This window comes from Kineococcus esterisolvens (assembly GCF_050871405.1).
Classification (GTDB): Bacteria; Actinomycetota; Actinomycetes; order Actinomycetales; family Kineococcaceae; genus Kineococcus.
The window spans coordinates 1-22,517 of the sequence record NZ_JBJLRI010000051.1; the positions used below are offsets into that span (position 1 = coordinate 1).

19 protein-coding genes, 1 tRNA gene and 1 pseudogene are annotated in these 22,517 nt (G+C 72.4%); 14 read left to right on the forward strand and 7 right to left on the reverse strand.

Annotated elements, in window-relative coordinates; all coding sequences use genetic code 11:
* Both ACRYR8_RS15050 and ACRYR8_RS15055 read right to left on the reverse strand, forming a co-directional pair.
* Positions 1-126: IS3 family transposase (locus tag ACRYR8_RS15050; protein ID WP_432484618.1), on the reverse strand; the 126-nt coding region annotated here is incomplete at its 3' end.
* A gap of 168 nt (positions 127-294) precedes the next feature.
* Complete coding sequence (locus tag ACRYR8_RS15055; protein WP_432484606.1) at positions 295-615, reverse strand: transposase; 321 nt, start codon at positions 613-615, stop codon at positions 295-297.
* A 352-nt stretch (positions 616-967) separates the two neighbouring features.
* Here ACRYR8_RS15055 and ACRYR8_RS15060 point away from each other — a divergent pair, with 352 nt between their 5' ends.
* From ACRYR8_RS15060 to ACRYR8_RS15070, 3 genes are all read left to right on the forward strand, one after another.
* Complete coding sequence (locus ACRYR8_RS15060) at positions 968-2,554, forward strand: type II toxin-antitoxin system prevent-host-death family antitoxin (RefSeq protein WP_432484604.1); 1,587 nt, start codon at positions 968-970, stop codon at positions 2,552-2,554.
* Entirely contained in the window at positions 2,551-2,925 is a 375-nt protein-coding gene (locus ACRYR8_RS15065) for a type II toxin-antitoxin system VapC family toxin (RefSeq protein WP_242124821.1), read from the forward strand. Before ACRYR8_RS15060 ends, ACRYR8_RS15065 begins: the two co-directional genes overlap by 4 nt.
* Positions 2,926-3,049: 124 nt before the next feature.
* Complete coding sequence (locus ACRYR8_RS15070) at positions 3,050-3,640, forward strand: dihydrofolate reductase family protein (RefSeq protein WP_432484602.1); 591 nt, start codon at positions 3,050-3,052, stop codon at positions 3,638-3,640.
* A 75-nt stretch (positions 3,641-3,715) separates the two neighbouring features.
* Here ACRYR8_RS15070 and ACRYR8_RS15075 read toward each other — a convergent pair whose 3' ends face one another.
* Positions 3,716-3,862 (reverse strand): hypothetical protein, encoded by a 147-nt coding sequence (locus ACRYR8_RS15075; protein ID WP_432484600.1) that lies wholly within the window; start codon positions 3,860-3,862, stop codon positions 3,716-3,718.
* 183 nt (positions 3,863-4,045) lie between these two features.
* Positions 4,046-4,216: a hypothetical protein gene (locus ACRYR8_RS15080; protein ID WP_432484598.1), complete on the reverse strand. Its 171-nt coding sequence runs from the start codon at positions 4,214-4,216 to the stop codon at positions 4,046-4,048.
* A gap of 137 nt (positions 4,217-4,353) precedes the next feature.
* On the opposite strand from ACRYR8_RS15080, the gene ACRYR8_RS15085 reads away from it, so the two are divergent.
* The 5 genes from ACRYR8_RS15085 (at position 4,354) to ACRYR8_RS15105 (ending at position 7,669) form a co-directional block, all read left to right on the forward strand.
* A complete protein-coding gene (locus tag ACRYR8_RS15085) occupies positions 4,354-4,656 on the forward strand; it encodes a hypothetical protein (RefSeq protein WP_432484596.1) in 303 nt (100 codons plus the stop codon).
* Between the two features lie 315 nt (positions 4,657-4,971).
* The gene (locus ACRYR8_RS15090) at positions 4,972-5,754 is read left to right on the forward strand and encodes an ABC transporter ATP-binding protein (RefSeq protein ID WP_432484594.1); all 783 of its coding nucleotides are present in this window, start codon (positions 4,972-4,974) and stop codon (positions 5,752-5,754) included.
* Positions 5,754-6,515, forward strand: a complete 762-nt coding sequence (locus ACRYR8_RS15095) for an ABC transporter permease (protein ID WP_432484616.1) — start codon at positions 5,754-5,756, stop codon at positions 6,513-6,515. The genes ACRYR8_RS15090 and ACRYR8_RS15095 overlap by 1 nt, the downstream gene beginning before the upstream one ends.
* A 37-nt stretch (positions 6,516-6,552) precedes the next feature.
* A complete protein-coding gene (locus ACRYR8_RS15100; protein ID WP_432484592.1) occupies positions 6,553-6,891 on the forward strand; it encodes a DUF1048 domain-containing protein in 339 nt (112 codons plus the stop codon).
* Positions 6,892-6,895: 4 nt separating this feature from the next.
* Positions 6,896-7,669, forward strand: coding sequence for a MerR family transcriptional regulator (locus tag ACRYR8_RS15105; RefSeq protein WP_432484590.1), 774 nt, complete (start codon positions 6,896-6,898; stop codon positions 7,667-7,669).
* 462 nt (positions 7,670-8,131) lie between these two features.
* On the opposite strand, the gene ACRYR8_RS15110 is transcribed toward ACRYR8_RS15105, so the two are convergent.
* Entirely contained in the window at positions 8,132-9,058 is a 927-nt protein-coding gene (locus ACRYR8_RS15110; protein WP_432484588.1) for an aldo/keto reductase, read from the reverse strand.
* A gap of 94 nt (positions 9,059-9,152) precedes the next feature.
* On the opposite strand from ACRYR8_RS15110, the gene ACRYR8_RS15115 reads away from it, so the two are divergent.
* Positions 9,153-9,527 (forward strand): MerR family transcriptional regulator, encoded by a 375-nt coding sequence (locus ACRYR8_RS15115; protein ID WP_432484614.1) that lies wholly within the window; start codon positions 9,153-9,155, stop codon positions 9,525-9,527.
* 726 nt (positions 9,528-10,253) lie between these two features.
* Here the strand turns inward: ACRYR8_RS15115 and ACRYR8_RS15120 are convergent.
* Positions 10,254-11,867, reverse strand: a complete 1,614-nt coding sequence (locus ACRYR8_RS15120) for a PP2C family protein-serine/threonine phosphatase (RefSeq protein WP_432485336.1) — start codon at positions 11,865-11,867, stop codon at positions 10,254-10,256.
* A gap of 1,284 nt (positions 11,868-13,151) precedes the next feature.
* On the opposite strand from ACRYR8_RS15120, the gene ACRYR8_RS15125 reads away from it, so the two are divergent.
* Both ACRYR8_RS15125 and ACRYR8_RS15130 read left to right on the forward strand, forming a co-directional pair.
* Positions 13,152-14,426 carry a multidrug effflux MFS transporter gene (locus ACRYR8_RS15125; protein WP_432484584.1) on the forward strand — a complete coding sequence of 425 codons (1,275 nt, stop codon included), beginning with the start codon at positions 13,152-13,154 and terminating at the stop codon, positions 14,424-14,426.
* Between the two features lie 411 nt (positions 14,427-14,837).
* Positions 14,838-15,968, forward strand: a pseudogene (locus tag ACRYR8_RS15130) (IS30 family transposase); the annotation flags it as partial.
* Positions 15,969-17,342: 1,374 nt separating this feature from the next.
* Here the strand turns inward: ACRYR8_RS15130 and ACRYR8_RS15135 are convergent.
* Positions 17,343-17,427: transfer RNA gene (locus ACRYR8_RS15135), tRNA-Leu, on the reverse strand.
* A 259-nt stretch (positions 17,428-17,686) separates the two neighbouring features.
* Here ACRYR8_RS15135 and ACRYR8_RS15140 point away from each other — a divergent pair.
* Genes ACRYR8_RS15140 through ACRYR8_RS15150 form a run of 3 tightly spaced genes read left to right on the forward strand, consistent with a single transcriptional unit; the run spans position 17,687 to position 22,495 of the window.
* On the forward strand, positions 17,687-18,733 hold the full coding sequence (locus ACRYR8_RS15140) for a 3-oxoacyl-ACP synthase III (protein ID WP_432484582.1): 1,047 nt from the start codon (positions 17,687-17,689) through the stop codon (positions 18,731-18,733).
* A 43-nt stretch (positions 18,734-18,776) separates the two neighbouring features.
* Positions 18,777-21,527 (forward strand): alpha/beta fold hydrolase, encoded by a 2,751-nt coding sequence (locus tag ACRYR8_RS15145; protein ID WP_432484580.1) that lies wholly within the window; start codon positions 18,777-18,779, stop codon positions 21,525-21,527.
* Positions 21,524-22,495, forward strand: coding sequence for an NAD-dependent epimerase/dehydratase family protein (locus ACRYR8_RS15150; protein WP_432484578.1), 972 nt, complete (start codon positions 21,524-21,526; stop codon positions 22,493-22,495). The genes ACRYR8_RS15145 and ACRYR8_RS15150 overlap by 4 nt, the downstream gene beginning before the upstream one ends.
* Positions 22,496-22,517: the final 22 nt, after the last annotated feature.

Below are 22,517 nucleotides of genomic sequence, written 5' to 3' on the forward strand. Positions count from 1 at the left end.
CATGCCCTCGGCCCGCATCAACCGGTCCACGGTGCAGTGCGCCACGGCCAGACCCGTCCGGCGCAGGTGGGCGACCATCTTGCGTCGCCCGTACAGCGACTCCGGCCGCCCAGCAGTCGTGCGCAAAAGCGTTCAGGACGTGAGCGTCGGAGACCGTGCGTGCTGCGGGAGGCGGGCCCTGCTTCCAGGCCCGGTAGGTCCTCGCGGCGACCGGACAGCCCTGCTCGGTGAGCACGGCGCAGGTCGACTCGACCGCGAAGCCTCGTTCCCTCATTTGATCGATGAACTGCATGATCAGCGCTGGCGCGGGTCGAGCTCCCGCGCGAAGAAAATCGAGGCGGAGCGCAAGATCTCGTTGGCTTCGCGCAGGCGCTTGTTCTCCGCCTTCAGTGCCTTGATCTCCTCGGCCTCGGCGCTGCTCAGCCCGGGCTTGGTGCCGGCGTCGACTTGGGCTTGATCGACCCAGCGCTGCAGGCTGGCGCGCGAGACCCCGAGACGTTCGCTGATGGCTACGCACGCCGCGCGCAGGGAGGGGTAGTCGCCTTGGTGGTCCAGGACCATCCGCACCGCTCGGTCCTGGACCTCGGCGGGGTACCGCTGGGGCATGATCGTCATCCTGACTCATCAGGAAGCGGCATGAAAGCCGTGACGCTTCAGGCACCGGAGCGGCGGACGCAAGATGCGGACATCGACTACTTGTTCACTTCTTTCACGGCAACAGCCCGGCCAGGCTGTGTCGAGGTGCCCGACGTGTCGTTCCCTTATCGACTGCCCATCAGCTCCACCGGTGTGGTTCTCACATGGTCTGCGCCGCGTCGGGCACCGCTGGCGGGGAGTGGCTCAGGAGAGGTCTGCTCGGTCATCCCGAAGTAGTGCTGCCCACCCCGCCCCATCAAGGGCCAGGACGAGGCGGGGAGCAGCGATGAGGACACGAAAATCAACAACACCTCGGGCAGTGGTCCCGGCGGTGGCCATCGGGATGGATCCGCACGAGCGTTCCGCCACGATCGAGGTCGTCGACGAAGCGGAACACGTCCTGCTGAGCCAGCGCTTCGTCACCGGCACCGACGGCTACCGTGCCATGCTCGCCGCCGTCGGGCAGTGGCCGGCCCGGACGTGGGCGGTTGAAGGCGCCAACGGCGCCCACTCCATCGCCACGGTCGCCGCCCGACACCGCGAACGACGCGAAGTAACCACCGGCAGGCGGAGCGCAGGTCTGCGGGTGGTCACCGTCGACGACGAGACGGTGGCGTTGCGGTTGCTGGCTGATCGCCGTGACGAGCTGGGGGTCCGCAAGACCGAGATCGTCGATCGGATCCACCGCCTGCTGGGTGAGCTGATCGGTGGTGGAGCGATGCGGTTCCTCACTGCCGCGCACGCGAGGGAGCTGTTGGATGGGCTGGCCCTGGCGGGCCCTGCGGCGCTGATGGGGGCACAGTTGGCGGGCGAGTTGGTGGAGGAGCTCGCCGCGATCCAAGCCAGGATCAAGGCCGCGGACCGGCAGCTGCAGCAGCTGGTGATCGACTCCGGTTCGCACCTGCTGGATCTCTACGGCATCGGCCCCTCGAGTGCTGCGTGGTTGTTGGGCGATGTCGGGGACATCGCCCGGTTCCCGACTCGGGACCACTTCGCATCCTGGAGCGGCACCGCCCCGATCGATGCCTCCAGCGGCGACAACGAGCACCACCGTCTCTCCCGCGCCGGCAACCGGCGACTGAACCGGGTGCTGCACACGATGGCGATCGTCCAGCGGCGCCAGCCCGGCACGGCGGGGCGGGTGCTCTTCGACCGCAAACGCGGGGAGGGCAAGTCGTCGATGGAGGCGCTGCGGGCATTGAAGCGGCGGTTGTCCAACGTGGTCTATCGCCAGATGGTGGCCGACGCTGATGACCGGATGAACCCGGCGCCGCCGGTTCCTGAGCGGGGACCTGCGGGATCGGAGGCCGCCTCGACGGGCGCTCAGGTCTGGCCGCTGCCGGCGGAGGCGGCGCAGGATCCGTGGGTGATCGAGGCGGCGATGACGGGCCCGGGAGGGCAGGCGCGGGCGGCTCTTGACTCCAGCGCGACCGACTGCGACCCCGGTGTCGGTTCCTCGGATGAGCCACTTCCCGGGCCCGCCAGCACCAGCATCTCCACTCGGTCGGCCCGCCGCAAGAGGCCCGCTCGACACAGAGAGGAACCATGTGAGGTCGTCGTCGGTCGCCGACGACCACACACAACGCGGGATGACCGTGACGTCGCAGCAGCTGTCGAACACCGCTTCCACGCAGTGGACTTAGTCCGACTTAGTCCTTACCGTGGGGTCATGACGCAGACGGTGAACGTGCACGAGGCGAAGACGCACCTGTCGCGCCTGCTCGAAGCGGTCGAGCGGGGCGAGGACGTGGTGATCGCCCGTTCCGGCAAGCCCGTGGCTCGCCTGGTACCGGCCCGCTCGCGCGGAACGCGTCGTCCCGGAGCGTGGAAGGGGCGAGTGGTCATCGCCGCCGACTTCGACCACACCTCCGAGGACCTGGTGGCAGCCTTCCACGACGACGTCGAGCCGCACCTGTGACGACCTTCCTCCTCGACACCCACGTCCTGCTGTGGTGGCTGAGCGACGACGAACGACTGCCCGAGCGCATGCGAGCCGCCGTGGCCGACGGCGAGAACGAGGTGTTCGTCTCCGCGGCCTCGGCGTGGGAGATGTCGATCAAGGCTGCGCTGGGCAAGCTGACCGTCCCGGACGGTCTGCACGAGGAGTTGGAGCGGCAGGGCTTCACCGAGTTGCCGGTCACCGTGGACGACGGCCTGGCCGCCGGCGCCTTGCCGCGCCACCACGACGATCCCTTCGACCGCATGCTCATCGCGCAGGCCGCCCGCCGAGGGCTGCGACTGCTCAGCGTCGATCGACGCTTCAGCGACTACGACGTCCGACTCCTGTAACCGGTCATGGACTCCCCCGACAGCGGGATGAGCGAGCGACATGCGCAGCGCGCCAGACCTGGCGAGGCCAGGAACCCGCGGCCTCCAGCGATGAGTCGACCGGGCTGAGCGGGTCCGTTCTGACATGGCGCAACTGGTCTCCTCCGCCTCCACGTCCCTGGACGGCTTCATCGCCCTGCCCAACGACGATCCCGGCCCCCTCTTCGACTGGTACTCCGCCGGTGATGTCGTGATCACCAACGCCGGCGACCTGCCGCCGTTCCACCTGACGCCCACCAGCGCTGCGCACTGGCGCGCCTGGGTGGCGTCCCTGGGGTGCCTGCTCGTGGGCCGGCGTCAGTTCGACCTCACCGACGGCTGGCGCGGGCGCCATCCGCTGGGGGTGCCGATCGTGGTCGTCACCCACGAGCCCCCCAGCGGATGGAGCTACCCGGGCTCCGAGGACTTCACCTTCGCCGGCACCCTCGAGGAGGCGGTGGCCGCGGCGACCGCGATCGCCGGCGAGCGGGTGGTGGGGGTGGCCGCCGGCGAGGTCGCCACGCAGGTCCACGCCGCCGGTTTGCTCGATGAGGTGCGCATCGATCTGGTTCCGGTCCTCCTCGGTCACGGCCGCAGGTACTTCACCCACCGCCACACCCCGTTGTCGCTGGCCGATCCGATCGGTGTCGTCGTCAGCGAGAGAGTTACCCACATGAGCTTCCCGGCACGTCGCTGAGTACCGGGGAGCCGACGACCTCCACGACGCGACATGAGCGCGAGGTGGTCGTGTCGGTGGCCGCGACAGCCGACCTCAAGCGGAGCCGAGGCTGTCCTCGATCAACGCGGTGATGTCGAGCTCGATCAGCTCAGAAGGGTCTGTGCCCGCGGCACGGCCGACTTCGTGCCGCGTGCGCAGGGCCGTGGTGATGTACCTCCACCGCGCCTCGGTCAACTCCACCGACACCGGGTCATCGGACAGAGCCCGTGCTTGGAGGCCGGCCGGATCGAGCCCTCCGGGAGCCGGCGGTAGCTGGTTCCAGCCTTCCCCGCGAATCGCCGAGCTGCGGGCAGCGGCAGCGCTCTCGCCCTCGACCGTGATGGTGTCGACTTCGTTGTCGAGGGTGCCATCGATGACGGTCCACTAGCGGCGCGGCAGTTGGACGCGGTGCGTGGTCATCGATGCGGTCTCCTGGTCGGCGGCGTCAGGCGGCGGGGTGGAGGTGCGGCCCGTTCCCGCTGTGCCGTCGTTGGCCGCGCATCCGGAGAGCAGGACGACGGGCGTCATGCGGGCGGAGACGGTGAGGCGGAGCACGCGTGCAGTGTGGTGCACCGAGGCGTGCCGCGACGGCGGGCACCACACTGAGCACGGCATGACCGCGATGCACGGCGCGTCATGACCATGCGATCGTTCAAAGTGGTCATGCTCGGATGAGCGGTGCAGGAGGACTCTTGATCGACGTCGAAGCCGTGCGCCGGCGAGTCGAAGCGCTGCTCGAGGTGGCGCACGAGCCACGGACCAAGGTGCTCGGTACCCGCTACCACCGCCTCCTGGACGGCGCGGTGGTGCTCGATGTCGTCTTCCACGACGGCACCGACGACGTGCACCTGCTTCGGACGAACCTCACCGCCTACGCCGAGGGCACGGACACCGACACCGAGGACATGGCCAGCGAGGTGGTCAGCCGGGTTCACAACGTCGGCTCCACGGTCAGCGACGGGCAACGGCGCAGCACGCTGCACTACTGGCGCTGACGCCGACGTGGGGCCGTACGGCGGGCCACCTCGCGTCCGGGAACGAGCGCGGACGGCGGCATGACCGTGAAGGTGCACCACTGCCTCAGGCGCCTGCAATGGGGCGAAACGGGTGCTCTGCGGGATCGGCGTAGACGAGCCGCTTCCTTGGCCGGGGGTTGAGGCATCTCCACGTGCCCGGACTCCACCAGCGTGACTGGTGCGTAGGCGCTCGGCAGGCCCTCGCCCAGGACGTCCAGGTGCATCTGCTGCGGTCATGGCCACTGAGGGGCGGGGCTTGACCTTGACGCAGGGTCATGGCTGGAAGGTGTCGCTATGACCACGACACTGGCTGTTGAGATGGCCGGGCTCACCAAGTCCTACGGCGACCACGCGGTGCTCGCGGGCGTGGATCTCGGCGTTCCCTCGGGCGCGGTCGTCGCCTTGTTGGGCTCCAACGGGGCAGGCAAGACCACGGCGGTGAGGATCTTGTCCACGCTGCTCAAGGCCGACGGCGGAACCGCAACTGTCGACGGCTACGACGTCGCCACTCAACCCGCGAGGGTGCGAGAGTCGATCAGCCTCACCGGGCAGTTCGCCGCAGTCGACGAGGTGCTCACCGGGCGGGAGAACCTCGTCCTCGTTGCCGAGCTGCGACACCTCAAGCGTCCAGGGGCTGTCGCAGACGACCTGCTTGCCCGGTTCGAGCTGACCGATGCGGCCGGGCGCGGAGTGGCGACCTACTCCGGCGGTATGCGTCGGCGCCTCGACATCGCGATGAGCCTGATCGGTGATCCGCCCGTGCTCTTCCTCGATGAGCCGACGACGGGCCTCGATCCGCAGTCACGGATCGAGGTCTGGACAACGGTCAGAGAGCTCGCCGGCCGGGGCACCACGGTGCTGCTGACCACCCAGTACCTCGACGAGGCCGAGCACCTCGCCGACCGGATCGCGGTCCTCCACGAGGGGCGGATCATCGCCGACGGCACCCTCGCTGAACTCAGGCAGCTGATCCCGCCGGCCGAGGTGGAGCACGTCGAGAAGCAGCCGAGCCTCGAAGACGTCTTCCTCGCGGTCGTCGGCCACGACGGCGGCTCCAGCGCGCGGGTGACCCGGTGATGGCCAGCTACGTCTTGCGTGACACGACCGTCTTGTTGAAACGGTCTTTGCGTCACGTCCTTCGCAGCCCCGACACGATCATCACGACCGCGATCACGCCGATCGCCATGTTGCTGCTGTTCGTCTACGTCTTCGGTGGCGCGATCGACGTCGGCGGTGGGCAGTACGTTGACTACCTGCTGCCGGGGATCCTGCTGATCACCGTCGCTTCCGGTGTCGCTTACACCGCCTTCCGGCTTTTCACCGACGTCTCCAGCGGCATCTTCGACCGGTTCCAGTCGATGCCGATCGCCAGGTCTGCCCTGCTGTGGGGACACGTCCTGACCTCGGTAGCGGCGAACCTGATCTCTCTCGCACTGGTGGTGCTCGTCGCGGTCGTGATGGGCTTCCGCTCCAGCGCTGGAGTGCTCTCCTGGCTCGCAGTCTTCGGGATCCTGCTGCTGTTCACACTCGCGCTGACCTGGCTGGCGGTCATCCCCGGGCTGACCGCGAAGTCGCTGGACGGGGTGAGCGCGTTCTCCTACCCCCTGATATTCCTGCCGTTCATCAGCTCGGCATTCGTGCCCACCTCCGGGATGCCGGGTCCAGTGCGCTGGTTCGCCGAGCACCAGCCCGTCACCGCGATCGTGAACACCCTCCGCAGCCTCTACGCCGAGCAACCGGTCGGCGACGACGGCTGGATCGCCATCGCCTGGTGCGTGGGTCTACTGCTCGCCGCCCATGTGCTCGCGATGAGCACCTACCGCCGCAAGACCTCCTGACACTCACCGACGAACGACTCAACGTAGGGGTTCCGACATGAGCAGCTTCTTGACCAAGGTCCTTGGCGACAAGAAGGAGTGGAAAGCGATGGAGGCGCGTGCAAGCGCACTGCCCCGCGACTACCGAGTCGTCTACGACGAGGTGAAGTCCTATCTGTGGAAGTTCGCCAGCGGCGACGCCACGGACATCATCGTCCTTCTCAAAGGGGTGCTCGAGCTCTTCACGGCCAGCGCGGCCCAGGGCAAGAGCGTCCTGGACGTCACAGGCACCGACGTTGCCTCGTTCTGCGACGCCCGCCTGCGCGGCACCACCCCACACCTGGTCACATGGCGGACCTCGCTCAACCGCAACATCGCCAAGAGGCTCGCAGAATAGCTCCATGCTGACCATCAGCCAGCTCGCTTCCTACGCCGGCGTGACGGTCCGCGCGGTGCGGCACTACCACGCCAAGGGCCTGCTGTCCGAGCCCGCGCGCGACCATTCCGGCTATCGGCGCTACGGCGCCTCGGCCGTCGTGGAGCTCATCCGGATCCGCACCTTGGCCGACGCCGGCGTACCGCTGTCGCGGGTCCGCGAACTGCTGTCGGCTAGCGACGAAGCGTTCGCAGCGGCACTCGAAGACATCGACCGCCGCCTGCGCGCCGAGATGCGCGAACGCCAGCGTCATCGGGAGCGGATCGCCCGGCTCGCGGCAGGCGACAGCCTGGCGCTGCCGCCCGAGGTGGTCGCCTACTTGAACCGGATGCACGAGCTCGGGTTCCCCGAACGGCTGATCGAGGTCGAACGCGACAGCTGGATCCTGATCGCAGCCCGGATGCAGGATGAGGTCCCGGCCTTCATGACGCTCAAGCATGCGCAGATCGAGGACGAGACGCTGCGCCGGCTCTACCTCGACATCGGGGACCTCGCCGAGTGCGCACCCGACGACCCGCGACTGCCCTCGCTGGCGGACCGCGTGGAAGCTTTCCTGGAGGCGGCGGCTGACGAGTACGCGGGCGTGGAGGAGGAACAGCCGATCAGCGACGACCTGGTCGCCCTGCTCGACGCGGCGTTCGTCGAGGCGTTCCCGTGCGCGCCCCGTCTGCTCGCGATCCTCGAGGAGCGCGGCTGGACTGGCTGGACCAACATCGAGCGCATTGACCCTGCGGTCTGATCGAGCCCACCGGCACTGAGGGTCGACCACACGCCGCCAGTCGTCGCACCCTCAACGGTGCGTAGCCGATGCACCGCGGCGTGGATGAGCCTTTGTCGGTAGCGGTCTTCCAGGCCGCTGAGGACGAGGGCTGTGGCCGCGAGGGGGATGCGCCAAGGGCAGAGGGTCACTCGGGCCAGGGCTCGCCAGCGGGTCTTGAGGTGGGCGATGCCGTGCTCGACGAAGGCTCGGGCCGAGTTCACGTAGGAGTTCCGGCCACGGGTGCTGGGAGCCAGGATCTGCCCGCCGCTGGGACGGCGGACGGGGCGTGGGTACCGGCCCCGGAGCCGGTGCAGGCCCTCCGACACGTCCAGGCTGGCGCGAAGGATGAGCATTCAGGTACCTGCGAGGTGTGACCGTGGCGCTGAACCGTCACCGCCACGGGTGAGGTCGGCAGGTGAGCCGGCCGAGCCGTGTTCCGCGTCAGATCGCCTCGTCGAGCAGGTGCCGCGTCTCGATGGCGAGGTCGGTCGTATCCATCGCTTCCTCGAGCTGGGACACGGTGCTCACCCCGACGATGGGCCGGACGTGCGGAGCCAGAGCGGACAGCCACGCCAGGACGACCTGGTTGCGCGTCCTCCCGGTCTCGCGGGCGACGCGGTCCAAGGCGGTGAGGCGCTTGGTGGTGCCGGGGTGGTCATACACCTCGGGGAAGGGGCGGTCATCGCGAACGTAGGAGCCGTGGAGCAGGGGGGTGTAGAACCACAGCTCCAGATCCTCAGACGTCGCATAGTCCAGGCCCTCAGGGGTGAGGAGCATGTGCCCGGCGTCGGGAAGGGGCGCCCAGGGCCGCGGGAAGAGGTAGGAGTGGCGGTACTGCAGTGCGGTGAAGCCGGTAAGGCCGCGGTCGGTGGCCAGGTGGCGAGCCCGCTCCACCCGCCACACAGCGTGGTTCGAGGCCCCCAGACGTCCCACCTGCCCGTCCGCGCACAGGGCAGCGAGGGCTTCGACCGTCTCCTGGAGCGGCACGCCGCGGTCCTCGGCGTGGGCCCAGTACAGATCGACGTGCTCACGTCGCAGCCGCTGCAGGCTGGCCCGGGCCGCGCTCTGGATGGCCTCGGCGGAGAGGCCCTCTGCCGACTCGGGCCAGACGTGGGGGGTGGTGGGTTGCTGACGGACCTTGGTGCTGATCCGGACCCGGTCGCTCAGCTGGGGGCGGGAGGTCAGCCAGCGCCCGATGACCTCCTCGCTCTGCCCGCCCACGCCACTGGCATCGGCCCAGAAGGAGTAGCAGTTGGCGGTGTCGATCCACTCACCCCCTCGCTCGACGAAGCAGTCCAGCAGCCGGAACGAGGTCGCCTCATCCACCCGGGTGCCGAAGTCCATCGCGCCCAGCGCCACGTCGATCATGTTGTTCCCTCCGTCGTCGGTGCTCTTGAGGCACTCTGGTACCTGGAGCGCGCACCAGGTCAAGCCCATCGGCCACAGCCATGGAGGGGAAGCGATCGTGACGACGTACACGCCGGCCGAAGCCGCAGAGCGCACCGGCCTGAGCCTGGACGCCCTGCGGTACTACGAACGGGAGGAACTGCTACCTCCCATCGCCCGCACCGCAGGCGGGCGCCGTGTCTACTGCGATGACGACCTGGCCTGGGCAGGCATCATCACGTGCTTGCGTGACGCCGGCCTCGGCATCGCCGACCTGCGGGAGTTCACCCGGCTGCTGCGCACCGAGGCGCCCGGCCGGGACAGCGACGAGCGGGTGGCCTTCCTGGGCAGACGCAGACAAGAACTCCTCGAGCGGCGCCGCTGCCTCGATGCAGCCCTCACCGTCCTGGCCGAGAAGATCGACTACTACAGCCTGCAGGTTGCCGAGTAGAGGGCCAGGCCGGGGGCGTGGAGCACGAGGCACGCCTGCGACTGGACCCGCGCCGCTCAAGCTCGACACTGCTACCGACGAAGCCTCAGTGGCTACGGGCGCCGCGCATCGCCCCTCACGAGTGATTCAGCAGAGGGCGCCGAAGTCAGGCCCAGCCGCGCTCAGTTGCCGCTGCGCAATCTCATGAGACCGGCGCTTCAGACATCGGGAGGCGAGGACGACCGGGGGTGGGGGCCGGTTCCGGGCGGTCCATGACACCGAGCTCGAGAGAGTCCCCGAGTGAGTCCATCGGTGCCCGGGCAGCGAGCCTGGCGTCACACACCCCTTCCTGAGCCGACGAGTTCTGCTTGCGCAGCGACTGCCGTCGCCGACGAGGTCCTGGCCACGGTGAGGCGGGCACCGTCGTCCCTGGCGATCCTGGTGGTGGTGGGGGGGGAGGGCTGTCGCGTCACCGATGCGTGGTCCTGGCATTCGAACGCGCGAGCGCCAGCGATCGGCGGCATGCCGACCGACGGGTGCGCCAGAGGCCGGAGCCGTGCTCGACGCCACGGCGGGCGATGCACGGGGTGGGGGCACCTCCCGCTCGCGGGGGACGGCGTCGGCCTGGCGCGTCCACCCCGACAAGATCATCACGTGGATGTCGAAGTCGGCGGCGATCTGCTTCAGGGGAGCGCTGCGCGAGCCGGTGACAGGTCGGGTCACCGGCTCGCGCAGCGGCCCTTCTTCCTACGGTGCCGCTGCACCCGCGAGGGAGTGCGGGGGGTCCGAGTCCCGTGCCACGGGTGAGCGACGGATGACCAGAGCCAGGCAGTCGTCGTCCTCACGCGCGCAGGTGCTCACCTCGGTCAGCAGGCGCTGGGCGAACTCCTGCACGGGCGCCCGAGCCATGCCTGCCGCGGTGCCCGCCAGTTCCCGCAGACCCGCGTCGATGTCCCGGGTGCCCTCGAGGAGCCCGTCGGTGTACAGCACCAGGCTCTCGCCGGGAGCGAGGACGACCTCAGTGATCGCGACGCTGCCCGGCTCGGGGTAGCCGACTCCCCGCCCGTGCGCGGCGACCTCGCGCGCTCCCCCGGTACCGACGAGGATCGCGGGCGGGTGACCACCACCGGCCAGGCGCAACCGCCCGGTACCCGGATCGAGCACGGCGATGAGGACGGTGGCCATCAGCTCAGGGTGCGTCACCTCCACGACGGAGCCCGCACGATCGACCAGATCGCCCAGCTCGACCCCGGCCACGGCCAGGGTGCGCACCGTGGAGGTCACCGCCAGCGCCTCACGCGTGGCACCGGTGCCCCGGCCCATCGCGTCGACCACGACGATCAGGACCTCGCCGGAGGGCAGCAGCAGCCAGTCGTACAGGTCTCCACCCGCCGGTGCGCTGGCGGCCGGCTCGTAGGCCACCGCCAGCTGGAGCCCCGGCACGCACAACGTCGGCGGGCGCACCGCCGTCATCAGCGCAGCGACGTCCTCGCGCTGGGCCTGCTCACGCTCGGCCACTTCCAGCAGAGCGCGCTCGGCGTCCTCGGCGCGGGCAGCGCTGGACAGGTCCCGCAACGTGACCACAGCGCGCACACGCTCATCGTCGTGCACCAGCGCCACCGTGATCTCCACCGGAGTGCGGGTGCCGGCGCGACAGGTGCTGGCCCGATGGGCGGAGGTGACGCGCCCAGCAGCCGTCGAGCGGCCGTGATCGTAGCCGTGCACCAGCTCGCTCAGCTCTCGGCCCTTGATCGATGCGAGACCGAGCGGGCCGGTGGTGAGCAGCCGCAGCGCTGCCGGGTTCGCCTCCAGGACACGCCCCTCCGCGTCCAGCGCCACGATGCCGTCGGTGACCGTGCCCAGGATCAGGCGGCTGCGGGCCCCGAGCCGGTCCAGGCGCGCGCGCACCAGCTCATCGGCGCGCCAGGAGGCGACGCCGACCGCGGCGGCCGCCGCGAGCAGGGCACCGTGGATCAGCGCCCACAGCCACGGCCGCTGCTGCGCGGCGGGGTGGTTGAAGATCGCGTGCCCGGACACCGAAGCGAGCAGGCCGTGGTGGACGAGCACGAAGCCGATCGCGACCAGGAACGGCGCCCACGTCTGGTAGGCCGCGGCGGCGCCGACCGCGATGAAGAACAGGAAGTGCGCCTCGATCAGCCCTCCGGCCAGGTGCACGGCCACCGCTGAAGCGATCATCAGCGCCAGCATGACCGCGCACGAGGCCGCCTCCCGCCCCCAACGCCAGGTTCCGATGCGCAAGCTGGCCAGGCTGCCCGCCGACGCAGCCACGGCGATGGGCAGGCAGTCCAGGACGGCGTGCACCACGCCCCGAACAGTGCCGGCCCAGACGAGAGTGAGCACGCAGATCACCCAGGCCGCGGTCAGGAAGGTCCGGTGACGCGAGCGCCACACGTCATCGGGCAGCGGGGTGCCGTGCGGCAGCCATCGGCGCCGAGCGCGCTCGCCCATCATCGGCTCTGCGGTCATGACGTGTACGACTCAGCCTCCTGAAGCACCGGGGACGAGATCGTCCCCGCACGGGCATCGGCAGGTTCCCCGACCACCTTGAGCCCCCGATCAGGTGATGCCGCAGCGCGCACAGCGCTGACCTGCTCCAGGCGGCTGCCTGGGCGCGGAGGTGCAGCACGGACGGTACGGCGCAGCAGGACCGGTGGGAGGCGAGACCCGCCCTTGCGCGTGCGGCAGTTCTCGGGGCGAACTGCTAGCGGAGCAGGCTGCAGGTACGGCGGACCGCCTCGTGGATCCCGGCCCGTTCGTCCAGCCAGCCACCCGCCGCGCCGATGACCGGCAGCTTACCGATCACCCGGGTGAGCACGCTCCCGCGAGGTCGCTCGTCCAGCGATCTGCCGCACCTAGAAGGAGGTGCGGGCCAGGTGTCAGCAGGTGCGACTGCCGCGGATCCAGCAGCGTTCGGCAGTGCACCGTCAGCGCACCGACCTGCGCGCACGAAGCGCTTGCCCTCCTCGGAACGCAGGCCGCCTTCGGGCGCCAGTACCGGCGCGCCGTGCGCGACCAGCGCGAGCTGACCGCCGACGCCCTCGCGCACGCGCTGCTGGACACCGCCCCGCTCTTCCGGCACCCCAGCGGCTTCGACCCCGAGTGGCTGCACTGGCGGGGACTCCCCGAAGAGCTGGCGGAGGAGCAGGCCCGGGGGTTGCGCTCACACCCGCTGGAGCCGCGGCGCGCTCGGGCTGGACTCCCGCGGGCGCCGTCGTCAGCAGCCTCGATGCCTGTACCGCTGCTCCACCGCAGCGGAGGTGTCCAGTGGCAGGGTCCGCGCCTGCTGGCCCTCGTGCCCACCCAGGACGGGCAAGTCCTCGCCGCGCAGGCGCAGATCGGGTGCTGGCCGCGACCCGGCAGGTGCCCCGGAAGGTGGACCTGCGGTGCTCCCCGGCTGCGGCCCTGCCGGTGCTCGTGGCCCCGTCTCCTGGTGGACGCGGCCACGAGCACCGCGGGCACCACGCTGTTCGCTGGTCGCACGGGGTGGGCGCGGCGTCCGGGCTGCCGGTGGCGAGTCGGGAATGGATCCGTGTCCTGCGCCGGTTGTCGTCCTCGCCGCGTGGACGGGGAGCCACGGGCTCCTGTGCGCTCGGCTGACCCCAGCCCTGCGACGGAAGACCCCACATGACCTCGCGCACGGACCTCCCGCCCGCCACCGGCGCGAGCGGCCCGGTCGAGCCGTCCCGCCCGAGCATGGGGCGCACCGCCCTGGTGCTCGGGGCCTTCGTCGCCGTCGGGCCGCTGACGATCGACATGTACCTTCCGGCCCTGCCCACGATCGTCACTCAGCTGCAGACGACCGAGGCCGCGGTGCAGCTGACCTTGACCGGCACCCTCGTCGGCCTGGCCCTGGGCCAGCTCGTGATCGGTCCGCTCTCCGACGCCCTGGGCCGGCGGCGACCGCTGCTGGCCGGCACCGCCCTGCACGTGCTCGCCTCGCTGCTCGTGCTGCTGGCACCGAACATCGCCGTCCTCGGCGTGCTGCGCGTGCTGCAGGGCGTGGGCACCGCGGCCGGCGCCGTCATCGCCCTGGCGATCGTGCGCGACCTGTACGACGGGCGGGCAGCGGCCACCATGCTCTCCCGGCTGTTCCTGGTGATGGGCGCTGCCCCCGTGCTCGCCCCGACCATCGGGGGCGAGGTGCTGCGCTTCACCTCCTGGCGCGGGATCTTCGCCCTGCTCGGCCTCTACGGGCTGCTCCTGCTGGCGGTCGGCGCGCGGGCGCTGCGCGAGACCCTGCCGCCCGAGCGGCGCCGTCCCCTGCGCCTGGGCGCCACCGTGCGGACCTACCGCGCTCTGCTGCGCGACCGCACCTACCTCGGCCTGGTCCTGGTGGCCGGGCTGACCATGGCCGCCCTCTTCAGCTACGTGGCCGGCGCCTCGTTCGTGTACCAGGGCCAGTTCGGCCTGGACCAGCAGCAGTTCGGGCTCCTCTTCGGCGCCGGCGCCTTCTGGCTGATCGCGGCCACCCAGCTCAACCCGCTGGCCCTGCGCCGCTTCGCCCCGGCCCAGGTGCTCCTGGCCGGCACCCTCGGCGGCCTGCTCGCCGGCACGGCGCTGGTGGTGCTGTCCACCACCGGCACCGGTGGCCTGGTCGGGGTGGTGGCACCCCTGTGGGCGGTCCTGTTCTGCACCGGCCTGGCCCTGCCCAACGCTCCGGCACTGGCCCTGTCCCGGCACGGTGAGGCCGCCGGCGCGGCCGCCGCGCTGCTGGGAGCCGTCCAGTTCGGCGTCGGCGCGCTGGTCTCGCCGCTGGTGGGCCTGCTCGGCAACGACGCACGCGCCATGGGCGTGGTGATCCTGGCCGCCCTGACGCTCGGCACCTCCGTGCTGGTGCTGCTCGTGCGGCCCTGGCAGCTCGCGGGTGGGGCCGGCCCCGCCGTCGCCGCCGGTCGCTGAAGGGGCCGGCGCCGCACCCGCGGCCTGAGCCGTGGAGCTGCGAGCAGCGCGGGAGGGGCCGCAGGGGCCCGCCCGGCTCCGCGCGAGGCGAGCCGGGCGGGGTCCTCGCCCCCCGGCGGTGGTGAGTGGTCCCGGGTCAACGCCTCGGCCCCGGTCGAGGCGGAAGAGCGGGTCCGTGGCGGCCGACCCCGGATGCACGAGGGGATGCGCCTCCAGCTCGGGGTCGGAAGAGCCGGACCTGGTTCAGCACGAGTGCTGGGCACCCTCCGTGGCGCTACCTCCTGCCGTCAGGACCGCGCCACCTACCGCTGCAGGTCACACGCCGCTGACAGTGCCGCCTCGCCCCACAACCGGTGGCGGGCTCAAGGGGTCAACGCACCACCACGATGATCACGACTCGTGGAGGTGTCCGTGCCCCGGCCTCATCTGTCCCTGGAGCAGCAGGACCGTGCCTGGGCGCAGTGGCGCACCGGTCGGTCGGTGCGCTCTGTCGCCCATGACCTCGGCGTCCCCGTCCAGCACGTCCGTCGGTACTTCGCCGCGACCGGTGGTGTCCGCACCCGCCCCGCCGGACGCTCGACCCGGCACCTGTCGCTGATCGAGAGGGAGGAGATCTCCCGCGGCCTGGCGGCCGGTCGCAGTCTGCGTGCCATCGCGGCGGGCCTTGGGCGCCCGCACTGCACCATCTCCCGCGAGGTGGCTCGCAACGGCGGTAGCGGCAGCTACCGTGCCCTCGATGCCGACACCGCGGCCCACGCCCGCGCCAAGCGCCCCAAGACCAGCAAGCTCACCGGCCACCCGGCGCTGCGCGCCGCGGTCGAGCAGGGCCTGGCGATGCAGTGGTCACCACGCCAGATCAGCCACCGGCTCCGCCTGGAGCACCCCGATGACCACGCCATGCGAATCAGCCACGAGGCGATCTACCTCAGCCTCTTCGTGCCGCACCACTGCCCGCCGCTGCCGCGCCGGCTGACCCAGCAGCTGAGGACCGGGCGCGCTATGCGCTACCCGAAGATCGCCCGTCAGCCGACCGGGCGAGGACGGCTGCGAGACATGAGGTCGTGGCGAGAGCGCCCCGTCGAGGCCGAGACTCGGGCCGTTCCAGGCCACTGGGAGGGCGACCTCGTGATGGGCCGGCGTCCCTCGGCCATCGCCACCCTCGTCGAGCGCACCAGCAGGTACACCGTCCTGGTCGCGCTCCCCGGCCTCAAGGGCGAGGACGTCCACCCCGCCCTCGCCGGTGCCCTGAACGCGGTCCCGACGCACCTGCGCAGGTCGCTGACCTGGGACCGCGGCCGGGAGATGTCCCAGCACGCCCGCCTGAGCGCCGACACCGGCTGCCCGGTCTACTTCTGCGACCCCCGCAGCCCTTGGCAACGAGGCACCAACGAGAACACCAACCGCCTGCTGCGCCAGTACCTGCCCCGCGCCGCCGACCTGCGCCTGCTCGACCAGGACGCCCTCGACGCCCTCGCCGCACAGCTCAACGGACGACCACGCGAGGTCCTCGGCTGGCGCACCCCCGCCGAGGTCTACCGGGCAGCGGTGACCTCAGCCACGAGCGGCCGCGCAAGCCTGGCCCCCGACGAAATGAAGACACGACCCGGCATCGCCCAGGCCGCCAGTAACGTCGCTCCACCAAGTGGTGCGTTGACCCCTTGAGCCCGCCGTCGGTACTGAGACAGTTGTCCCGGTACCAGGATCAGTCGGGCCGGACAGCCCTGCCGGGCGCGCCGCGGTGGGACGCTGCCGCAGTGACCACGGCACCCCCTGCCCCCGGTCCACGCGCACCGCTCAACGCTGCCGAGCGTTCACCGGCGCCCCACATCGCCCGCGGCGATCGCGCTGCTCGGCATCGCACCGGTCAACAGCGTCTCGCACATCAGCGGGCGAGAGCTGAGCCCCTCCTTCCGCCCCGTCGACGGCACGAACGCCGACCGGGCGGTCAACGTCGTCATCGGGGGTGTTCGTCGACGACCGCGCCTTCCCGATGCTCACGCTGCTCCCGGCGTACGGGCTCACCGTCATCGCGCGCCGCCAGGAGCAGCGCGGCGCACCCGCTCGCTGCTGCTGCGCCGCACGCTGCGGCTGGGCGCTTTCGGCTCCGCCCGCCTGGTCCTGCTCTTCGGCAGCGGCATACTGCTCGTCCACGGCCCGCTCGGGCTGGCCGTGGTGCTGCTGCTGCGGGAACGAGAGCGCACGCTCGTCGTGGCCGGTGCACTGGCGCTGCTGCCCTGCCCGGCCTTCAACGGGGTCCCCGGGCCTCGTCCGGCCCGCCCGTGCCGCTGGTCGCGCTGGTCTTCCCCAGCCCCGCGGTGCTGCGGCGTCCTGCTCGCGCGCCGACGCGTCCTGCAGCGCCCCGCCGAGCACCTACCGCTGCTGCGGCGCCTGGCGCCGGGTGGTTCCGTGCTCGGCGTGGCGGAGGTGGGCACGGAGGCGGGCGCTGGGTGCCGGCCGGCGCTCGGCCGGTGGGGAGAGCCGTGGGGCAGGGTTCGCTGACCTGCCACCCGCTGCAGTCGATCGCCCAGGTCCCGCTGCGGGCGCCGGCCAGGGCGTGGGGGCGGGCACCGCCTTCGTCACGGCCGTGGGTGTGGGCGTCCACTCGGTGAGCGCGCTCGTGGCACCCCCGCTCGAGCGTGCCGGGCGGTCGGGCCCGACCGAGGTGCTGCTGCGGCGCCTGGTGCACGGGCGGCAGGGGCTGTGCACCCACCACCCTGTCGGCGCACGGGACGGGCGCAGCCACCTGAAGACCACCGAGGGGCGTGGCAACCCCGGCCGCTGCGGGCCCACCGGAAGCGGGTGCGTCCACACTCCAGGAGTAAGGGGCCGTGCCTGCGGGCTTGTACCGCTCCGCGCGCACAGGCGCCGTGGAGGGGTCCGATCAAGGGACGGCGCAGGTCGCAACCCCACCATCTGTGTCCGAGGGGGGACTTGAACCCCCACCCTCTATACGAGGACTAGCACCTCAAGCTAGCGCGTCTGCCTATTCCGCCACCCGGACGAGTGCCCCTGCCGCACCACGCGGGTGCGCTCAGGACGAGGAAAACCGTAGCACGGCGTCAGCTCCCCCCACGCACGCCCCGGCGCGGGGGCACGAGCCGCGGTGCGACCGCGCCCGCGAGGCCCCGGCACCGCCTCGGGAGGCGCCGAGCCGGAGGACGGTTAACCTGATCCCTCGCCGCGACAGCCGCGCCGGGTCCCCGCGGGGGACCCGGCGCCTGCCCACCGGGCGGCGCAGGACCGAGGATGTGGGGAAGCCCTTGAACGACACCACCGGCGGGGACGCGCTGGGCAATTCGACCTTCCGTCCGGCCAACGCGGCCCTGCTGTCGGTGTCGCACGTCGAAGCGCCGGTGGTCGTGCCGTCGTCGTACTTCGACGACGTGCTGGCCCCGACGCTGCAGCGGCTGCGCATGCAGCCCGGTCTGCTGGAGAAGGTCGCCGGGGTCAGCGAGCGCCGGTGGTGGGCCGAGGGGCAGAACGCCGCCGACGTCGCCGCCGAGTGCGGCGTCAAGGCCCTGTCCGAGGCCGGGGTGGACGCGAAGGACGTCGGGCTGGTCATCAGCACGACCGTCACGCGCCCGCACCTGGAGCCGGCCATCGCCACCGCCGTGCACCACGGGATGGACCTGCCGGCGTCGGCGATGAACTTCGACCTGACCAACGCCTGCCTGGCGTGGGTGAACGGCGTGCAGGTCGCCTCGGCGATGATCGACGCCGGTGCGATCCGCTACGCGGTGGTGCTGGGCGCCGAGGACGTGCGCTCCATGCACGAGGGCACGATCGCGCGGCTGCAGCGCGACGGGATCACGCGCAAGGACTTCCTCAACGAGTTCGCCACGATGACGCTGGGCTGCGGCGCGGCCGCCGCCGTCATCGGGCGCGCGGACGAGCACCCCGAGGCGCACCGGGTGCTGGGGGGTGTGACGCGCGCCGGGACCGCTCACCACGAGCTGTGCATCGGCGACGCGAACCACATGCGCACCGACGCCAAGCTGATGCTGAACGAGGGCATCGAGATCGTCTCCGACGCCTTCGAGGGCGGGGACCGGCTGTGGGGTTGGCGGCAGGCCGACCGCTTCGTCATCCACCAGATCTCGAAGGTGCACACCCGGACGCTGGTGGACCGCATCGGCGTGGACCCGGCGAAGGTGCCGATGACCTTCCCGCGCTGGGGCAACGTGGGGCCCATCTCGCTGCCGATGACGCTGGCGGCCACGGCCCCCGAGCTCAGCCGCGGCGACCGCGTGATCGCCATGGGCGTCGGGTCGGGCCTGAACACCGCGATGCTCGAGCTGGCGTGGTGAGGCTCCCCGCTCCCCGTCCCCGCCAGCAGCGGGGGTTGCCGCGGTGGTGACCGCTCCGCTGCGCCCGGCCGCGCTGCCTCCCGCAGGCCTGCCCGGGCTGGACCCGGCCTGGTCGCGCCTGGTGCAGGCTCCGGACAGCGCCGGTGCACCCCGCACGTGGCACCTGCTGGACACGGCCCCGGACGCCTCCCCCGGCGAGGTCGCCGGGACGCTGGTGTGCGTCCACGGCAACCCGACGTGGTCGTACCTGTGGCGGCACCTGGCCGCGGCGGCCTCGTCGGCGCCGGTGCCGTGGCGCGTGGTGGCCGTGGACCAGCTGGAGATGGGGTTCTCCGAACGCACCGGCGTGCACCGCACGCTGGCCCAGCGCGTCGGGGACCTGACGAACCTGGTGGACGCCCTGGAGCTGAGCGGGCCGGTCGTGGCGGTGGGCCAGGACTGGGGCGGCATCGTCGTCACGGGCTGGGCCGCGGCGGAGCTGGAGCGCTCCAGCGGTGGCGCCGGCCGCCACCGCGCCGGGTCCGGGGACGTGCACCTGGCCGGGCTGGTGGTGGCCAACACCGCCGCCTCCTACCCCGCCGACGCGCCGCCGCCGGGTGCGCTGCGCGCCGCGACCCTGCCGGGGGTGCTGCCGCTGGTCACGCGCCGCGCGGAGGTGTTCCTGCGCACCACCCTGGCGCTGCCGAAGCCGGCCCTGCCCGCCGGCGTGCGGGCGGCGTACCGGCTGCCCTACGGCACGGCGCCCGACCGCGCCGGCATCGAGGACTTCGTCGCGGACGTGCCGGTCGGCCACGACCACCCGAGCCGGCCCGCGCTGGACGCCGTCACCGGGGGCGTGGAGCGCCTGCGCGCCGCAGGGGTGCCGGCGCTCGTGCTGTGGGGCCCGCGCGACCCGGTCTTCGGCGAGTGGTTCCTGCGCGACTGGCGCCGCCGGCTGCCGCACGCGGACGTGCACCGCTTCGCCGGCGCCAGCCACCTGACGCCGGAGGACCCGCGCTTCGCCCCGGCCGTCGTGCAGTGGCTGGACGAGCGGTCCACCGCCGGGCCGGCCCCCGAGTCGATCCTCGGGTCGACCTCCGGGCCCACGGCCGGCGCCGTCGAGGCGGGCGCACCACCGCGGCTGTGGGCGGCCCTCGAGGAGCGTTCCGGCGACGACGGCCCCGCCGTGGTGGAGGTCGCCCCCGACGGCACCTTCCGGGCCATCAGCTGGTCGCTGCTGGCGCGGCGCACCCGTGAGCTGGCCGCCGGCTTCGAGGCGATGGGCGTGCGGCCGGGCCAGCGCGTGTCGCTGCTGGTGCCGCCGGGCGCGGACCTCACCGCCGCGCTGTACGCGGTGCTGCGGGTGGGCGCGGTGGCCGTCGTCGCCGACGCCGGCCTGGGCGTGCGGGGGCTGACCCGCGCGGTCACCGGGAGCGGCGTGGACTGGGTGGTCGGCGTGCCGAAGGCCCTGGCGGCGGCGCGCGCGCTGCGCTGGCCGGGGCGGCGCGTGGCGGCCGGGCCGGTGAGCGACGCGGTCCTGCGCGCCACGGACGCCACCGCCACGCTCCTGGAGGTCGCCGAGCGCGGGCAGAACCGGCTCGCGGCCGGCCTGCCCCTGCCGCCGGAGCCGGAGGCGGGCGCCGAGGGCGCGGTCCTGTTCACCTCCGGCTCGACCGGGCCCGCCAAGGGCGTGGTGTACACCCACGCGCAGCTGTCGCGGCTGGCCTCGGCGATGGGCGCGGTCATCCGCACCGGGCCCGGCGCCCCCCTGGTGTCGGCGTTCGCGCCGTTCGCGCTGTTCGGTCCCGCGCTGGGCGCCACGTGCGTGGTGCCCGCCATGGACGTCACCCGGCCCGCGACGCTGACCGCGACGGCGCTGGCCGACGCGGTCGCCGCGAGCGGGGCCACCTCGGCGTTCCTGTCGCCGGCGGCGGTCGTGAACGTGCTGGCCACCGCGGACGCGCTGGACGAGCGGCGCCGAGAGGCGCTGGCGGGGGTGCGGGTGCTGCTGTCGGCGGGTGCCCCGGTGCCCACGCCGCTGCTGCAGCGCGTGCGCGAGCTGATGCCGCTGGCCGACCCGCGCACCCCGTACGGCGCCACCGAGGTGCTGCCCGCCACCGACGTCAGCCTCTCGGACGTGCTGGAGGCCGGGGAGGGCGAGGGCATCTGCGTGGGCAGGCCCGTGCCGGGCGTCGTGGTCGGCATCGCACCGCTGGACGCCGACGGCCGCGCCGGCGACGAGGTGGACGCGGTCGCCGGGGTGACCGGTGAGGTCGTCGTGGGCGGCGAGCACGTCAAGGACCGCTACGACCAGCTGTGGGTCACGCACGCGGCCAGCGTCCGGGTGCGGCCGTCCGCCGAGCTGGCGCGGGCGCTCGGCGCGGGCCGCTGGCACCGCACCGGCGACGTCGGCCACCTGGACGAGGCGGGCCGCGTGTGGATCGAGGGGCGGCTGGCGCACGTCGTCGTCACCGCCGACGAGGTCGTCACGCCCGTCGGCCCGGAGCAGCGGGCCGAGTCCGTGGACGGGATCGCCCGCGCGGCCCTCGTCGGGGTCGGGCCGCGCGAGGCGCGCCAGCTGGTCGTGGTCGCCGAGCCCGAGACCGCGGTGACGGGAGCGGTGGGCCGCACCACCGTCGCTCCCCCGGCGCTGGCCGAGGCGGTTCGCCGGGCCACCGGCCGGAACCTGGCGGCGGTGCTGCTGGTGCCGGCCCTGCCGACGGACGTGCGGCACAACTCCAAGATCGACCGGGTCCGCGTCGCCTCCTGGGCGGAGCGGGTGCTGGCCGGAGACCGTGCCGGGAGGCTCGCGTGAAGGTCCTCGTCACCGGTGCCAGCGGCATGCTGGGACGCGAGACGGCCCTCGCCCTGGCGCGCCGCGGGGAGGACGTGCGCGTGCTGCAGCGCCGGCCCGCCGGACTGGGCGGCCTGGAGGAGGTGCTGGGCTCGGTCAGCGACCCCGCGGCCCTGGAACGGGCCTGCGAGGGCGTGGACGCCGTCGTGCACCTGGCCGCGAAGGTGTCCATCACCGGCCCGCACGCGGAGTACGTGGAGACGAACGTGCGCGGCACCGAGCGGTTGCTGGCGGCTGCGCGCGCCGCGGGCGTGCGCCGTTTCGTCATGGTCAGCTCGCCGTCGGTCGCCCACGCCGGTTCCGCCCTGGTCGGGGTGGGCACCACGCCCGCGGACCCGGACGCCGCGCACGGCTCCTACGCGATCACCAAGGCGCAGGCGGAGCTGCTGGCGCTGGCCGCCGACTCCCCCGGCTTCGCCGTGGTGGCGGTGCGTCCGCACGTCGTGCTCGGTCCCGGCGACACGCAGCTGGTGCAGCGCATCGCCGACCGGGCCCGCGCGGGCCGGCTGCCGCTGCTGGACGACGGCACGGCGCTGATGGACACCACCTACGTGGACAACGCCGTGGACGCCCTGGTGGCGGCGCTGGACCGCGCCGAGGAGGTGCACGGGCAGGCGTTCGTGGTCACCAACGGCGAGCCGCGCACGGTGGCGGAGGTCTTCGCGCGCATCTGCGAGGCGGCCGGCGTGCCGGCGCCGACCCGTCGGGTGCCCTCCGTGCTGGCGAAGGTGGCCGGCAGCGTCGTGGAGCGCGCCTGGACGCGCCTGCGGGTGGCCGACGAGCCGCCGATGACGCGGTTCCTGGCCGAGCAGCTGTCGACGGCGCACTGGTTCGAGCAGCGCCGCACCCGTGAGGCGCTGGGCTGGTCGCCGCGCGTGCCGCTGGACGAGGGCTTCCGCCGTCTCGCCGCGGGGTTCGAGCCCCGTTAGCGTGGGGCCCGTGATCACCGGG

What these genes read in the sequence shown, in the direction of transcription:
- ACRYR8_RS15055 (WP_432484606.1), bottom strand. Translation starts at nt 615, where the DNA reads ATGACGATCATGCCCCAGCGGTACCCCGCCGAGGTCCAGGACCGAGCG.
- ACRYR8_RS15070 (WP_432484602.1), top strand. Translation starts at nt 3,050, where the DNA reads ATGGCGCAACTGGTCTCCTCCGCCTCCACGTCCCTGGACGGCTTCATC.
- ACRYR8_RS15090 (WP_432484594.1), top strand. Translation starts at nt 4,972, where the DNA reads ATGACCACGACACTGGCTGTTGAGATGGCCGGGCTCACCAAGTCCTAC.
- ACRYR8_RS15095 (WP_432484616.1), top strand. Translation starts at nt 5,754, where the DNA reads ATGGCCAGCTACGTCTTGCGTGACACGACCGTCTTGTTGAAACGGTCT.
- ACRYR8_RS15100 (WP_432484592.1), top strand. Translation starts at nt 6,553, where the DNA reads ATGAGCAGCTTCTTGACCAAGGTCCTTGGCGACAAGAAGGAGTGGAAA.
- ACRYR8_RS15105 (WP_432484590.1), top strand. Translation starts at nt 6,896, where the DNA reads ATGCTGACCATCAGCCAGCTCGCTTCCTACGCCGGCGTGACGGTCCGC.
- ACRYR8_RS15110 (WP_432484588.1), bottom strand. Translation starts at nt 9,058, where the DNA reads ATGATCGACGTGGCGCTGGGCGCGATGGACTTCGGCACCCGGGTGGAT.
- ACRYR8_RS15125 (WP_432484584.1), top strand. Translation starts at nt 13,152, where the DNA reads ATGACCTCGCGCACGGACCTCCCGCCCGCCACCGGCGCGAGCGGCCCG.